This is a genomic window from Flammeovirga sp. AWQ4_249 (assembly GCF_056161045.1).
Genome location: NZ_JBSWYJ010000001.1, coordinates 124887 through 142084, shown reverse-complemented (window position 1 = coordinate 142084; position 17198 = coordinate 124887). Strand labels below are relative to the sequence as shown.

6 protein-coding genes are annotated in these 17198 nt (G+C 33.8%); all 6 read right to left on the bottom strand.

Going from position 1 to position 17198, the window contains the following annotated elements; all coding sequences use genetic code 11:
- Positions 1-134 precede the first annotated feature (134 nt).
- The 6 genes from ACXAHM_RS00555 to ACXAHM_RS00530 all read right to left on the bottom strand — a co-directional run bounded on the left by ACXAHM_RS00555 (position 135) and on the right by ACXAHM_RS00530 (position 17093).
- Positions 135-6347, bottom strand: a complete 6213-nt coding sequence (locus tag ACXAHM_RS00555) for a hypothetical protein (protein WP_474958437.1) — start codon at positions 6345-6347, stop codon at positions 135-137.
- A gap of 364 nt (positions 6348-6711) precedes the next feature.
- A complete protein-coding gene (locus tag ACXAHM_RS00550; protein ID WP_474958436.1) occupies positions 6712-8577 on the bottom strand; it encodes a sulfatase family protein in 1866 nt (621 codons plus the stop codon).
- Positions 8578-8584: 7 nt separating this feature from the next.
- Entirely contained in the window at positions 8585-10168 is a 1584-nt protein-coding gene (locus ACXAHM_RS00545) for a RagB/SusD family nutrient uptake outer membrane protein (RefSeq protein ID WP_474958435.1), read from the bottom strand.
- A gap of 18 nt (positions 10169-10186) precedes the next feature.
- A complete protein-coding gene (locus ACXAHM_RS00540) occupies positions 10187-13426 on the bottom strand; it encodes a SusC/RagA family TonB-linked outer membrane protein (protein WP_474958434.1) in 3240 nt (1079 codons plus the stop codon).
- 10 nt (positions 13427-13436) lie between these two features.
- Entirely contained in the window at positions 13437-15833 is a 2397-nt protein-coding gene (locus ACXAHM_RS00535; protein WP_474958433.1) for a T9SS type A sorting domain-containing protein, read from the bottom strand.
- Positions 15834-15863: 30 nt separating this feature from the next.
- Positions 15864-17093, bottom strand: a complete 1230-nt coding sequence (locus ACXAHM_RS00530) for a hypothetical protein (protein ID WP_474958432.1) — start codon at positions 17091-17093, stop codon at positions 15864-15866.
- Between the last annotated feature and the right edge of the window lie 105 nt (positions 17094-17198).

Below are 17198 nucleotides of genomic sequence, written 5' to 3'. Positions count from 1 at the left end.
AAAGCTAGGTGAAAAGATTTATGTCTTTTCACCTTTTTTTATGCTCTTACATTTTACAATAATTTTTTATGCTAAATAAAAAGGTGAATGACATTGCTATCATTCACCTTTATACTTTTCAATCTATTTTATCCTTAGAAGATCACTTTCTTCACAATCTTCCCTTCCGTTGTTGTTACAGCTATAATATATACCTGTCCTTTATTGAATCTATATGATACAAATTCTTCAGGTTTCGTTAGTGTTTGCTGTTTCAATACAACGCCCATAACAGTATATATATTCAATTGATTATCACCCCTATAATCTAACCCTGTAATTTCAACTCCATCTATTTTTACGATTATATTTCCTGATGTAAATGCATCATCATTGGAAGTTACAAGTCCTTCTTTTGTAAGAATTAAATCAAATCGATGACGCTCTTGTGTTACATCACTTATAAAAGTGAAAATATCATCTGTACTAATTTCTTTAATCTGATTTGTAGATCTATCTTTCACAAAAAGTTGATAGCCAAGTGGAATATTTATATCAAATGATAAAGTATATTCTTCTTTTTCAACCACATCGATAAATAAAGGAATCGTAGAAGTATTTTCTAATGCTTCAAACAATTGAATTGCCATATTATCAGCATTCATTCTTGTATAAATCTGAGAATTACTCTGACCGTCCTGTTTGTAAGCATCATAGCCCCAATCAAAACCAACAGAACCTATGGTACTAAATCCTAGTAATGTTTCATTTGTATTTCCATTGGCACTTGTCATTGTTACTTTTACCTTAGAGATAGATTCATCTATATTTTGATTTGCTTCAAAAGAACGAATATTTTCAATTCTCATATCTGTGGTTAATTGGATAGCTTCTCCTTTTGTCTGAGCAAAGAATCCTTCACCCATTTTGATATAACCATTCCAATCTTTCATTCCATTACCAACAGCTCCAAGTTTAGATACTGTTTGTAATTCATTTCCACTTTCTGGATTTTCTTCCATCAGATAAATTGCTCCTAGGTTTTCCTCATTGTAGAACATTAGATCTTCATATGAAATATTGGCGGTGTAAGGGTTTGATAAAGCATTGATTCCAGATGAATTTACCTCTTCATTGAATTTTTCAGGAGTATTGACTATAATATTTGAATGGATTGTTTTTCCTTCATCAATAATAGCATTTTCACTTATATTTTTATACCCCTCTCCTATATTTAGAGTCGCATTTTCTTTTTGAAAGAATGCATTCACTAAACCGTACTTTTCTATTGAATCAGCGTCAAATACATACAACTGATTTGAATCAATAGCTTTTGTACCTTGAACTAGTAAACCTCCAAAAACATTTGAATTATGAACTTTTTGTTGTCCTTTATTTTCTCCTTTAATAATTAAAGTACCATCCGATTGAACATTAATAGTTCCTTCTTCAGAAATTACATCTCCCGATACAACTAAAGTATAATTATTAGATACTTCGATTGTTGCTCCATCTTGAAGTTGAACTGAACCTAACGTAATATTTGATTCATTTACTTTTAGCTCAGATACTGCATTTTTTGGAATATATACTTGTTCATCATTGACGGGGACATATCCATCATTCCAATTTCCAGCAATGTTTGCATCACTACTCAATGCCCCTCTCCAAACTAAATTTCTATATTCATAAGGACCTAAATCAGGATGGATTCTATTGTATCCAGTAACATCTTTTTCAATCATCCAATCTCCTCCTGCAGCATCCACGCCAAGGCTACCACCATCTAGTGTAAAAGTTGGAACTGTATTGTTATGCATCATTAATTCATCTGATAATAATACATCTTTTGCATGCTTATTTGTCACTGTATTTTCAACCAATTGAGAATTGCCTACCATTTGATTTACTTTACCAAAGACATTGAACATCACATTTTGTGTTGCACTATTCGCAAAGTTGAGATCTACATCAGCATCTTCACCATTTAGTGAAACAATTGAATTATAGATATTAAATATTGGCTTTGCGACAGCAGTACCTGAGAATGAAATACCTTTTCTTCCACCTACGGCATCATTTTTTGCAATCACAACATGATTCAATAATACTTCAATGTTTGTTCCTGTAGAATCTTGGTTTTTAGCTCCTTTGATAAACATTGCTCCTGTTTCATTCGCATAGTTTCCTGTAAATGTCGAACTATGAATTTCAAGAGAAGTCATAAAGTTATTGCCATATCCATTGTTCCCGTCAATAATCAATCCTCCACCAGTAGTAATTGCTGTATTATTTTGGATTAATGATTCGTTGATCATTACTTCTGAATCTTGCCCTGTAGCGTTTCTCGCTAAGATCTGAATACCACCACCACTTAAAGTTGAAGTGTTATCTCTGATCCAAGTTCTGTATAAGTGAATATTACCACCACCTAAGCTTAAAGCACCACCATTCTTACCCGCTTTGTTTTGTTCAATAATTACATTTTCCAAAGAGAATAAACCATATGCTCCTTCAACTTTAATCGCTCCACCATTATCATTTACAGCATGTCCGTTTCGAATTATAAGGTCTTTCAATAGTATATTACCATTATTACTTGTTACAGTAACTACTCTATTTGTTGCCTCTTCAAGTGACTTCGCTGCTTGAATTATCGTTTCTCCGTTTCCTTTTAGGGTGATTCCTTTATTGATAAGAAGCGTCTCGGTATGTACTCCAACAATGTAAATTTCATCCCCTTCAGTAGCAGCACTAATCGCATCAGAAATCGTACGGTATTCTTTTCCATTTAATTCTACTAAATTACCTTCAATTATCTCAAATTCCCCTGCTTCAAATACACCAGCATCAGCTTTTCCTTGTCTTTCTTGTCCTACTGCATCAAAGTTAACTGTACTTGTTAAAGCAAAATCAATAGCATCACTTTGCTCACCAATGATTAGAACTTTTACAGCTCCTCCTTCCTCTGATAATTCTTCCGCTAATTGTAAATTATAGCTACTATTATCAATGTTCATTACATTTGAAATATTCTCTGTTGGTAAATTAACTACTTTTCCTAAGAATGAATTACTTACCATCGCTTTAGTATCTACAAAACTAATATCTGTCTGTGCATCAGTACCATTAGCTGAGATTATAGAATTTGATAAAGTAAAGTTTACCGCTTGACTACCCTGCCCTTTAAATAATAATCCTTTTGAGCTTCCTGATGAATTATTATGAGCAATTGTAGAATGATCAACAGAAAGCGTCACATTATTCTTTGTTAGATCAGTTGTTAAATCATTTCCTCTTGCATAAATAGCACCTGCATTACCATCACTTATATTTCCAAATATTGTTACATTTTCAAGTTCAACTTCTAAAGCAAAATCTGAAGCATATCTACCATCGATACCAATTCCAGCACCTGATTTAGCGGTTGTATTGTTATTGATTGTAGAAGAAATCATTACAACTTTCGAATCGGCTCCATTAGAGTTACTTGGTGCAGCGAATAATCCACCACCAAATTGTTCACCTGTACTTGTTGTAGTATTTCCTTCAATTGTCGAGAATTGTATGGTCATATTAGCTCCAATAGCTGCTACTCCACCACCATGTTTTACAGATTCATTTTCTCTAATAATCATATGATCTAAAAGAACTTCTCCTATAATATTATTGGCTAAGATACCACCTCCTTGTTGTTCTGTTTTACCTTTTTGAACTGTAAAGTTTTTAAGAGTTACATTAATATCTCCACCTGAAACTTTGATCACACTTCCTGCCGCTATATCATCATCTTTAGTACCTGAAAGAATATCTTGAGTAGCATCGTCACCTTGTAATGTCAGTGATTTATTAATTTCAATATTTTCTTTGTGAGTACCGTTTATGGTAATTACATCTTCAGCAGTTGCTTCATCAATAGCTTCTTGAATAGAGTAATATTGTGTATTGGTTGTAGTGTTGAAGACCGTATTAACTTCATCAAAAGGTTCTTTTTCCCCTTCAAAAGCTCCAGCATCAGCGATTCCTTTTCTTTCACCACCAACTGCATCTAACGCTACAGTACTTCCTTCTGCAAAATCTAATGCAGCACTTCTTTGTCCAATTGTTACCACTTGAACTACTCCACCTTGATCAGACAATTCATTTGCTAATTCTAGATCATAATTGTGATCATCCATATTTAATGCATTGTTCAATCCATCTTCAGGTAAAGCAGCTACTTTTCCTAAGAAAGTGTTTGTTACTGTGGCATTTGTTCCTGTGAAATCAATGTCATTTCCAGCATCAATATAATTACCAGAAATAATACTGTTTGAAAGATTGAGATTGACTAATTTATCTCCTTGTGCTCTAAATAATAAACCTTTTGCGGCTCCACCTGAAGTATTGTAGGCAATAGTTGAATGATCTATGGATAAAGTAATATTACTAGTTAATTCATCTGGCATTAAGTTATTACCTCTTGCGTAAATAACTCCGCCGTTGACAGCTCCTTCATTGTTTACTAAAGTAAGATTTTCCAGTTCTACTTCTAATGCGTAATTATTTTGGTAACGACCATCAATTCCGATTGCTCCTCCACTTCTAGCGGCTAAGTTATTGTTAAAAGTAGATGATGTAACAACAACTTTAGAATTAGTCATTACTGAATTACTTGGAGAAGCAAATAATCCACCACCAAATTGTTCACCTGTACTTGTTGTTTGGTTGTTCTCAAAAGTAGTAAACTGAATTGTCATATTAGCTCCAATAGCTGCTACTCCACCACCATGTTTTACAGATTCATTTTCTTTAATGATCATATGATCTAAAAGAATATCTCCTGTAACATTATTGGCTAAGATACCACCTCCTTGTTGTTCTGTTTTACCTTTTTGAACTGTAAAGTTTTTAAGAATTACATTGATATCTCCACCTGAAACTTTGATCACACTTCCTGCCGCTATATCATCATCTTTAGTACCTGAAAGAATATCTTGAGTAGCATCGTCACCTTGTAGTGTCAGTGATTTATTAATTTCAATATTTTCTTTGTGAGCACCGTTTATAGTAATTACATCTTCAGCAGTTGCTTCATCAATAGCTTCTTGAATAGTGTAATATTGTGTTTCTGTAGTTGAATTAAATACTGTATTTACAGGATCAAATGGTTCGGGTATAAACTCAAATGCTCCTGCGTCAGGTTTATCATCTCTTTCTTGACCACTTGCGTCTACAGTAAGTAGTAAAGTGTTATCTGCATTGTAATCTTTTGCAATACTTAATGCTGTAATGGAATAGTTTCTAATGAAAGCTCCATCAATAAGTTCCAGATTTTCAGATAATTCTAAATTACCCTCATTTGCTCCAGTTGTAACATTTACTTCATTTGCCACATAGGTAGCATTCTTATTTGTCGTTAAACCAATAATGGTATTGACCAAATTCTGCGTATTGGTAGCTCCAAAATTAATATCATGTCCAGCTCCATCTGCATTTAATGCAATTATAGAATTGTAGATATTTAAAATCCCCATTGGGATAGAACTATTTCCTCTAAAGAAATATACTCCATGTCTTGATCCCACAGTTGCAGTATTGTGAACCATCGTTACATGATTCATCAAAACACTTACTGCAGCAGTGTTCACATCATCTGTTGATCCAAAAGATTTGACGTACAATCCACCACCTTCTGATGCTGAATTATTGGATAGTATTGAATTTTCAATTACAAAATCAACGGTATGTCCTACACCATTTGGATCATAACTAATACCACCACCATTTTTTGTAGCAATGTTGTTATCTATAAGTGTTTTTGAAATAGAAATTGTAACCCCACCTAAGCCTGAGTTTCTACCAATCACAAATAGACCTCCACCTAAACCATTCGTTAAAGTTGAAGAAGTTTCGTTGTTATCAATTTCACAATTTTCTAATGTTAGGCTAGTTCCTCCAACAGAAATACCTCCACCATTTTTAGCAGAGTTTGAAGTCACCCTTACATTTTTCAAAGTCAAATGTTCAGTATCAAAAGCTAGAATACCACCACCTGTACTTGTAGTACCTGCATTTCCATTTTGAATGGTTAAATTTTGAATGGTTACGGTAGCTCCAGTAACGTTTAATATCCTAAAGGTATTTGTACCATTAAGAATATCTTCTGTTCGATTTGAACCTAAAAGAGTAATGCTTTTATTAACAGCAATAGTTTGCGTCAGATCATGCTGTCCTCGAATAGAAATCACATCTCCATCTACCGCAGCAGAAATAGCGGTTTTAATGTCTGCGTAACTTTGTTCACCGATCTTCACTTCTGGAGTCACTTGACCAAAAAGAAGAAGGTTACAGAGTATAAAAAATAAAGTAGTAAAAATTCGTTTCATTTCTAAAATGCTAGTTTGTGTTATCTGTGAATTTTACACTATAAATGTAGTAGCCTAGCTTTTCAATGAGGTCGGTAATTTGGTCAGATAGTTTAAAATACTGACCATTAGATATAATACATTAAATATCAATCAATTAACTTCATTAAAGTTAGGTTTTATAATAAAATATTAGCCTAAAAAATAAGTTTAGCCGGTTTAATAAGTACTTACTACAAATTTAAAAAGTGGAGAATAGAAAGTCCACTAATCATTTTACATTAACAAAAAAAACACTCAACACTTTCATATGAAGTGTTGAGTGTTATCGTCGGTTTATATTTCAATTTTTACTTATAGATCAAATAAGTCTCGAATTGTGGATTTATTTTGACAGTTTATGTTTGATAACAACACCATCAGAAATTGGTAAATTGAAAGTATGTTCTGCAATCCAAACTGGTATCTCTTCACCGTAATGAGGAGTTTTTCTTGTTAAATTGAAGTTCGCCATTACCCAATAAGTACCTTTTTCTTTTGCTTCAAATGCTTCTGATTTAAGGTTTGATGCTACTAATTGTGCATTATGAAAATCTCCTGACTTGTTGTGGAAAACCATATATTCATCAATCAAATCTGATTTTTTCCAAGTAAGCGTATTTCCTTTTTTCGTTACTTTAATCGGAGAATATTTATCAAATCTCCAATCTGCTAACGTTTCAAATTTCATTTCTGCTAATACATCAAAGTAACTATCCTCCAACGCTAAATTTACTCTTTCGTTTGGATCTTGATCTACATTGTATAACTGATCAATGATTCCGTGAGTATAAATATATTTATAAGCTCCTTTTCTCATCATTCTCGATGGAAGGTCTTTTTGCTTAGGAAAAGCTTTATAATCACCTGCTCTATATTCTGCAAATACAGCTCTGCTTTCAATTGTTTTACCTGATTTAGCTGTTTCTACTAATGATACACCTTGTACTTCTTCTTCAACGTCTGCACCAATCATATCCGCTAATGTTGGCATCACATCAACTAAACTCATCATCGATTCATTTCTTGTTCCTTGTGGTAATGATTTTGGATAAGAAATAATAAAAGGCACTTTGATTGATGCTTCATACATATTGTGTTTACCTCTTAAGCCATGTTCCCACATATGCTCACCATGATCAGTTGTGTAGACAATAATTGTATTATCGGCTAACCCATTTTCTTCTAATGAAGTGATGATTCTACCAATCATATCATCCATTTCAGAGATACAAGCAGCATAGGCTGCCATTACTCTTTTGGCTGCTTCAGGATTATTTTTTGGTAAACCATGATGCACCCAATTTTGAATCCATGGGAATTTACCTTTTCCATACCAATCATTAGCTGTTTCTGGTAATTCAAATTGTTCAGGATCATAAAGATCATAGTACTCTTGAAGTGTAGTTAAAGGCAAGTGAGGTTTTTCAAAGCCAACATGCAAGAAAAAACTTTCACCATCTTTACCTCTTTCATCCAAGAATTCAACTGCTTTTTTTGCCACCACCATATCGAAGTTATTTTCGTGATTTTCAACTAAAGAAGTTCTTAAGTTAGGATTGATATCTTGGCTACCACCTCTACCGTCTTTGTTTTTATATTCAAATACTTGACGATATCTGTGATAAGCATCTTTCCCTACTTCATCTTCATAATGACCACCAGGGAAATTTGTGTAGTAACGTGTATTAATCACATCCCAACCCATATTATTTCCTTGAGGATAATTTGGATCTACATTTTTTTGTAATTCTCCATGCACGTGCATTTTACCTGGAGAAGCTGTGATATATCCTTCTTTTTTAAAAGCTTCAGCAATCGTTTCAATATCTTCATGATATCCCGTTGAACGCAATAAACCAGAACCTTTTCTGACTTCCTTACCGTTTTTGTTCATTACAGGAGCTTTGTGATAAATGGCACCATTGGCATAGGGATACATCCCCGTCACAATTGCCGCTCTTGTCGGAGCACAAACAGGTGCTGGAGCATAAGCATTTTCAAAAGTAACTCCTCTATCTGCTAATGCATCAATGTTAGGTGTCTTGATAATTTCATGACCATAAGCTCCCGAAAAAGCTTGTTTGTGTTGATCTGAAATTAAAAAAAGGATATTAGGTTTCTTTTGATTTTTCTTCTTTTTCTGGGCATAAGATGTTGTTCCTATACATAAGCACAACCCCAAGATTAGATATAATGTATTCTTTTTCATTGCTTTATTAGTCGATATTTTCGTTTGCTGCTACTTCTGATTCTGGTATTGGCCATAAGTAATCTTCAGGGCCTCGTATTCCTTGTACTAAGCCTTGATCTCGTGGGTCAAAAGCAGCTTTCACCAATTCTTCTAGTTTACCCATTCTAGTAATATCAAAAAACCTTTGCCCTTCACAGAATAATTCAACACCTCTTTCTCTCATTAAAAAGTCTCTGAATTCATTCATTGACATACCAGCCCCCACAAAGTAATCTTCCATTCCTACTCTTTCTCTCAAAAGGTTGATATCCATTTCTGCCATAGAAGGATTCATGTTCATTTCTGCTAAGGCTTCAGCACGAATTAAATGTACATCAGCTACTCTTAACACATGCCAGTTTTGTTGTGAAGTTTGGTCTGAAGTTGCTTCTCTATCAATATATTTTGATGTATATACATTGTAAATTGTTGCTTCACGTTCTCCTGTTTCAATATCATATCTGAAATAAGCCGTTTTATTTGGATTCAATTCATACCTTTTACTATTAGATGTATATTCATGAATGATTGAATGCAAATATCTAGGATCAGTTGCGTCGATATTACTATTGATAAATGAAGACTTCATATCATTTGTTCCTCCCCAAGAGCCAGATGCTAAACCTGAACCTTGTGGTGTAAATAAGTTCGTAATTGAGGTTCCTTGTCCCGGAACTGGAGCACTTTGGATTTCAAATAACATCTCTTTATTATTTCCATTAGTAGAATGGAAAATGAATTCATATTCTGTTGTATTTGATACCAATCCATAAAAAGGTCTTTGCAAAGTTTTGTCAGCATAAACATAAGCTGAATCATAATATTGGGAATAATTACTTCCTAATGTTAGATACACTTTTAAACCTTCATTGCCTAATTGAGCATTTCTTGCTGCAGAAGCCATATGAATATATACTTTTGCTAACATTCCTTCGGCTGCAGCATTTGTTACTCTACCGCTCTCATTAACATAAGAATCCACTGTTTCTCCATATCCCCAACAGTGCTCTGCTGCATATTTAAAGTCATCCGTGATGACATCATAGATTTTCTTTACATTAGAAACTGGCAATCCTACTTCATCTTCACCTGGTTTAGCAGGCGTAGTTCTTAATGGAACTTCTCCAAAAGATCTTACTAAATTAAAGTAATGTACACCTCTTAAAAACCTTGCTTCACCTACAATTCTATTTCTTAGAGCTTCATTCATTTCAATATTTGGAACATTGTAAATTACATTGTTAGCATCTTTAATTGAAATATAAATTGCATTCCAACAATTTGTCAAAGTGGAATGGGTTGAAGTCAAAATACCGTTATAATAATCTGTATGCTTATAACTACTTGTTCCTTGATCAGAAGCGGCAAACATATTTGAGATATACATTTGCTTGTAATAACCATTACTTTGTTTCATGGATGCATATGCTCCATTTATTGCTGCGATAGCATCTTTTTCAGTTTGGTAAAAATCCTCCGTTTCGATTTGAACTTTAGGATCTTCCACAAGTAGGCTACATGATGAAAATAAACCTACTAAAACGAGTAACGAAAGAACTGATTTTTTCATTTTATAATTCATCTCTTATTAATAATTGAATTTAAGTCCTAACATGTAAGTTCTAACACCAGGGTATGAACCGAAATCAATTCCTCTTTTTTGAGGATTCTGACTGTATGTTGTCACCTCTGGGTCATATCCAGGATAATTAGTGATCGTAAATAAGTTGTGTCCCGAAGCATATAACTTCATAGAACGTTTACTCTTTTTGAATCGGAATGTGTAACCGATATTTACATTTTTCAGACGAATATAAGACCCATCATAAATGTTACGATCTGAAATAATTGCTCTTTGACCGGTATCAGTCATCGGTGCAGGGTGTTCTGCATTTGCTGTATTTCCTGAACTAGGATTATAAGTCACTTCTCCTGTTTGATAGTTATAATCTAATGGAGCTTTCCAAGCGTTATTATAGGCATCTTCCAACACGTTTGTTGTCTTACTCATATTTGTTAATGGCCAAGATTCTACCCAAAGAATATCTCCACCTTTTTGTCCTGTAATAAGAAAACTTATATCCCAATTCTTATAAGAGAATGAGCTATTAATTGAGAATACAAAATCAGGATTAGGATCTCCAATTTTCACATAATCTTCAAATGTAATTTGCTGATTTGGTAATGGATTTCCATCTTCATCATAATCCACATGATGATTAACATATTTGATTTCACCAGGTGCTGCACCTACAATACCACTTGCATTGGCTTCATCCCAATCTGTATAGACGCCGTCTGTTTCTGCTCCCCAGAATATTCCTAAAGGTTGTCCTTCCATAAAGATATTGGGTTGCACTTGATCCGGCCCTACTCTTGGTCCTAATTGATAATCAATGTTATTATTCAATGACACCAACATGTTTTGGTTCTTTGCAAATGTTCCCATTACATTCCATCTGATATCTTTTCTTTTGATAATATCATACCCTAAAGCGACTTCAATACCTTTATTTTCTACAACACCAAAGTTGTCATATTTATACACATATCCATTAGATACAGGTAAATTCACTTGCTGTAATAAATCGTAACTTTTCTTGTAGTATACATCTGCATTTAAAGTCAAACGGTCTCTAAACATTCCCATATCTACACCGACATTAAATTGGTCTGTTGTTTCCCAACCTAATGCTTCATTTTCTAAATTTGTTTCAATATAACCCACCGCAACAGTACCATCGTAATTATATCTTACTGGTTCCATTAATGCTAAAGATTGGAAAGCAGGAATTGCATCACTCCCTACTTTACCATAAGAAGCTCTTAATTTTAAACTACTGATTTCATCAGATGTATCTAGGAAACTTTCATTTGAAACATTCCATGCTAATGCTGCTGAAGGGAAAAATCTAGCTTTATTGGCTGCAGAAAATTTTGAAGAAGCATCCACTCTACCATTAATATCGATATAGTATTTACTCTTATAGTTGTATGCTGCTCTAAATAAACCCGATACTAAATTATCAGTTAGATAGTTTGTGACAGGTGTAAGAATATCTGTTGCATTTTCAAAAGTATAATATCCCGTTGCATCTGATGGGAATCCATATGCAACTTGAAATTCTGATTGAACTGTTTTAGCTTCCACTGTACTTAAACCAACTAAATCTACATGGTGGTCACCCCAAGTATTTTGATATCTTAAGTTTACTTCTCCATACATTTTTGTATTCAATAATGAAGATCTTGAAGCTTCCCCATTTCTTCTTCTACCTCTTGAGGTTGATGAAGGAAAGAATGAATTTCTCATACTATTTTGAAGATTTACAGCTCCTTTTGCAGAAGCACTTAAATGGTCTGTAAAATCAGTTGAAAGAGTAAATGCTTGATTGAATGTATAAGCTTCTTTATCATCCTGCACCATAGTTGCCATAGTATACGGATTTGAAAGAATATAACCTTCGTTCAAAGGAGCATAAATATCCTCAGATTGACCATCAGCTAACAATGAATATATGGGTTGAAAAGTCAACGTATTCGTCACTACACCTTTTTCAGAAAACATCTCACCATTACCTGCGGAAGTGGCTCTACCTGTTCCGTATGAACCATTCGTTCTTGAATTGAATGTGACTTTACCATCAAACATTTGACGGTTTACATTCATATTTAATGTGGCTCTTGTGTAATCAGAGTTAACAATTACCCCTTCATTATCTGTCAATCCAAAGCTAATTGACATATTTCCTTTTTTGGTTCCTCCACGATACGCAAGGTTATAACTTTGAGTAATCGCTTGGTCATATGTCATATCTTGCCAATCAGTATTTTGACCTGTAGTTTCAGGGAAAGGCATTTTGTTGGGTAATTCTCCAATCTCTGGAAAGTTATCTTCTGTCAATTCTTGAGAGCCATCGAACACCATTCCATTTCTACTAGGATTAGTAATTACTTTATAGAAATTGTTTAATACTCTTTGATTCATGTATTGTTCGTAAGTCGGACCGTCCAATACATCTATCTTATTATTTACTTCTGATACACCAAACTCTACTGTTGCTGTTAAACGGTCATATGATTTATTTCCTTTCGCTTCTTTTGTGGTAATTACAATTACACCGTTAGCTCCTCTTGCACCATAAATTGCTGTTGCCGAAGCATCTTTTAAAACAGAAATGGTTTTGATATCATTGGGATTTAAGAAATTCAAGGCTGACTGTGATTCACCACTTCCAGAGTTTCCTTGTGCATCCATTAATGGATCAATTGGAATTCCATCCACAACATATAGTGGTTGTGTGCCACCTTGCATTGAGTTTGTACCTCTAATTGAAATTCCAACACCTCCCCCAGGTTGACCATTACCAGAAACGACTACACCTGCTACACGACCTGCCAACATATTTTCCACACTTACTGATCGTGTTTGCTCTAAAGTTTCACTATCAACGGTTCCAACAGAACCAACAACATCACTTTTTTTAATATCAAAATACCCTGAACTAACCACTACTTCATCCAATTGTTCAACATTATATTTCAAATTAACATTGATTTCAGTACGGTTCTTTACAGCTATTTCTTGTGTTTCCATACCAATAAAAGAAAAGATTAGAATATCAGTCTCTTTCACTTTTATCATATAATTACCTTCCATATCGGTAATCATTCCTTTGGCTTCATTACCATTGGATTTAATAATGACACTTACACCAGGCAAGGGCATTCTGTCTTCATCTGCAAAGACGACACCTTTCACCATTCTCTCTTGTGCGAATAGTGATAGTGGAAAAATTAATATAAAGAGTAAAACTATATTTCTCATATTCATTTCATTAGTTCTTTAACAAAGGGATAGAAGTACTTTCACTTTTTGTGAAGATTTGAAGAATGTAGTGGCCTGTATTCAAGTGGGTAACATCTAAAGTTTGATCCATACTTAATGCTGTTTCCAAAATTAATTGGCCTGTTAGTGTGTAAACTTTCACCGTTTGAATTAAATCATTTGCTTCAAGGGTGATTGTTCCTTGTGTTGGATTTGGATAAACCAAAACATCCAAAGTAATTTCATCGATCGCTGTAGGTTGTTCATTTGCTCTAAAAACAGACCTTAAATAAGCGGCAGCCGTACCATAAGATTGATCCGGCTCAACAATCCATTTTCCATCCATAGCTGCATATAATGTATCCAAAGAGTATTGTACTCCTTTTTCTAATTCCATATTTTGTTCACCACTACAGTAGTAGTTCCATAAATAAACTTGCTGTATACCTGTGTAAGTGGATAATCCACAGATGTCAGAGTAAAACTCAACAAGATCTTCTCTTTCGTATTGTTTTGGGATATATGGCTCATTTTCATTCATTCCAAACTCACCCAATTGAACAGGAATACCTTTTTCTAATTCGAAATTATTTGTCGTATAATATTCTGCAATACGAATTCCATTTAATAATCCATACGGGAAAATATCCATCTCTTGCAACCATCTACCATCATAAGCTGACCATGAAGAAATATCCAATCTAGTTTGTGGAATAACATCGGCTAAAACTCCAGGAATACCTTCTTCAATAATTGTCGTTTGCTCTCCGTTATTTCTATAAAAAAGTTTATTGAACTCAATAGAAAACAAAACTTCTGCTTTTGAATCAGGAAATTCATTCCTAGCTTTTTCAACTCCTCTCATACGGGCTCTGAACATACGCCCCATACCATTCACTCTCCAATCGATATCTACTGGAATTTCATTTTGGTCTTTTTCCCAAGAAACATCACCTTGACCACCTCTAAGCATCCAATCACCTTCCCAATTTTGCAATAGAAAGCGTTTGTCTAAATCACCATAAGTTTCAAGAAGGTATTTTGTGAGATCATAAAAATATTTTTCTTCAGATAAATAAATAGAATGATTACGATCTGGCCCTTCTTTGTAGTAGTTTCCTGTATTTGGGTTAGCCCACATAGCATGGGTTTTGATAAATGGACTTGAAAAAACAGAATCCATTAAGTGATACTTTGCAATATCTACCATATTGGTAAAGTTGGGCCAATTATGATTGAATGGATAATGACCTTCCATTTTCTTCCATCCTGCAGAAAGAGATGTTTTGAAAGCAGTTGAACCAAAATCTTCATATGCATCCAATCCTTCAATCAAATAGGGCTTATCTGTAAAGTTGTACCAACCTGCAATATGAGAAGCTCCAATAACATCTTTCAACTCATAAGCTAAAGGATTATTTTCTGGCTTTAAGGGAGTTATAGCCGTTCTCATTTCCTGAACTGACTCCAAATTTGTAGAATAATGAGCTCTTATTTCTCCATAATTATTTAAAGTAAAATTAGCATCAGTCGCCAACTCTTCAATAGCTATTGCATTTTTTCCTAAACGGAATAAACCTTCTCTTCCTACTCTTAAAGTAAGACCACCTTTTAATGTTTTGATGGTTTGATTTTCACCATTAATGCTTTGTGTAAAAATACTGCCACCATCTTTAATATTTAATTTAGAAGGAGATGTAGTACTCTTCGTATACAAGTTAATATTATTAGTAATTACTACGCCTTCTACTTCAATATCAAAAGCAGAAAGATTGTTATTTGTATTAACATCATTTCCTGAAAAAGCTATCGTCTGATTGACTTTCAAAAAAGTATTATGTCCTATGCCAAGTACAAATTGAGATGTACTTTCTATGGTTAAATCCTCATCTACAATCATATTGTAATGAGAAATTTCAACTTTAGGAGTTTCACTTTCAGCTACAAAAGTCAATGATTTAGGATGAAAATAACCTTTCCCTGAAATAGTTGTAGCATCATTTACATGTACTTTAATATGTGTATTATTAGGGAATAAAAAACTTTCTGAAGATTCATCACTTTTCCCTCTTCCTTGTGCTAAAGTTCCATCAATATGAAGACTACCATTAATACCAAACCATTGTTCAGTATTCGATGAATGTCCAATAAATAAATTACCTTCTTGCTCAATGTTAAGGTCACGACAAATGATAATCTCTTCACCGTTAGTGTCCATCTGTAAATAAACAGTATTGTCACCAAGGTTAACATTATCTTCTGATGAAGGTACTGTTTGAGTACTCCAAATCAATGGATCAAACCAATTACCTCCGGCAATACATTCCACAGTATTCTGACTCCACCCTATTTGGACCTGGAGAAAGAATAGTAAGTATAGTATCGCTATGTTTTTCAATCGTTTCATTTCAATGTTAGTATAGAAATAGCATAATAATTAGTTGTTCAATTCCATGTTTTGTAACACTTCAATTGCTTTGGTATTAAACTCTTTTTGAGTAGGGTAAGCATTGTTAGCAGAATTGAATTCTTTTAGGTAATCATTCATGATCGTATAATAATCGCTATGAATGAAGTAAACTGGTTTCTTTTCTCCATTATCAGAAATCAAAGACATATCTTTAGACTTTCCGTCTTTTTCGAATTCATTGTTATACATTTCCCAGTGTAAACAGAAAGGTACATTCATTTTCAATGAAGCCAACATGACATCTTTAGTTCGTTTAGCCTGCTTTTGCACATCGCCTTTCACAACTTTGAAACCGTATTCTCCTACCCAAACTCTTCTTGTAAAAGGAAGTCCTTTTTTAGGTTTTAATTTTGATTCAATATAATCTAATACTGGAGCCATATCATTGTAGACACCTTCAGTACTTGGTGATTTTTTGCTGATTTCATATGTAGAGTAAGACACAAAATCAACATTTACATTTGGAAGAACAGACTCTGTAAGACATTTCTGTCCTTGCATTCCTTTTAATGCTAAATTCACTTCTATGTAGTGGTATAGCTCAACATTTTTATGTTTAATATTTTTCTTCGCATCATCGATTGCCTGTTGACGGATTTGAAACCACTTCGTCATTCCATTGATTTTTGTTTCACTTGGAACCAACTTCTTTTTACCTTCACCATGTAATAGCCAATCACCTTCCCAGTTACCGATTAATAATGTTTTTCCTGATTTATTATATCTCTTTAGAAGGAAAGCAGCATAATCATACATTTCATTGTATAATATTCTTTCTTCCTCTTTTGTGATTCCATCGTTCCATTTTGCTTTTGTCAAGGAGTGCACCCACATGAATACATATTTAAAATCCATGTCCATCACTTTCAAAAAGTCAGGCTTTGTTTTTACTAAATCCAAAGTCGTCTTGATTGTTGGATCTTTAAATTGATCAGGATAAATATTGTAATACCTTTTACTTACTGAGATCTTAAGAATATTAGATCCTAGTCCTCTAACCTGCTTTGCTTGTTCTACCAAGTAAGAATCATTAGTAAATTTGTATTTTCCTCCTATAGCATGAGTACCTAAGACAAAATTGTAATCTTCCAAAGATTGAGGAGCTGGAATTTCAACATCAACTTTCTTTTGAGCGAAAGCTGAGAAGTTGATCATTAACAACAATAGTACTGCGATATATTTTTTCGTTTGTTTCATTTCATTCAAGTAAAAAAGTCAAACCTTAGAATTGCTTCTTGTCTTGGTTCAAATGTCAAAATAACCTTTAAAAAAGAGGTTGATTATTTATCCAAGAGGGTTCAA

Excerpts from the sequence above, each read along its gene's own strand:
- ACXAHM_RS00555 (WP_474958437.1), bottom strand. The coding sequence starts at position 6,347 with ATGAAACGAATTTTTACTACTTTATTTTTTATACTCTGTAACCTTCTT.
- ACXAHM_RS00550 (WP_474958436.1), bottom strand. The coding sequence starts at position 8,577 with ATGAAAAAGAATACATTATATCTAATCTTGGGGTTGTGCTTATGTATA.
- ACXAHM_RS00545 (WP_474958435.1), bottom strand. The coding sequence starts at position 10,168 with ATGAAAAAATCAGTTCTTTCGTTACTCGTTTTAGTAGGTTTATTTTCA.
- ACXAHM_RS00540 (WP_474958434.1), bottom strand. The coding sequence starts at position 13,426 with ATGAGAAATATAGTTTTACTCTTTATATTAATTTTTCCACTATCACTA.
- ACXAHM_RS00535 (WP_474958433.1), bottom strand. The coding sequence starts at position 15,833 with ATGAAACGATTGAAAAACATAGCGATACTATACTTACTATTCTTTCTC.
- ACXAHM_RS00530 (WP_474958432.1), bottom strand. The coding sequence starts at position 17,093 with ATGAAACAAACGAAAAAATATATCGCAGTACTATTGTTGTTAATGATC.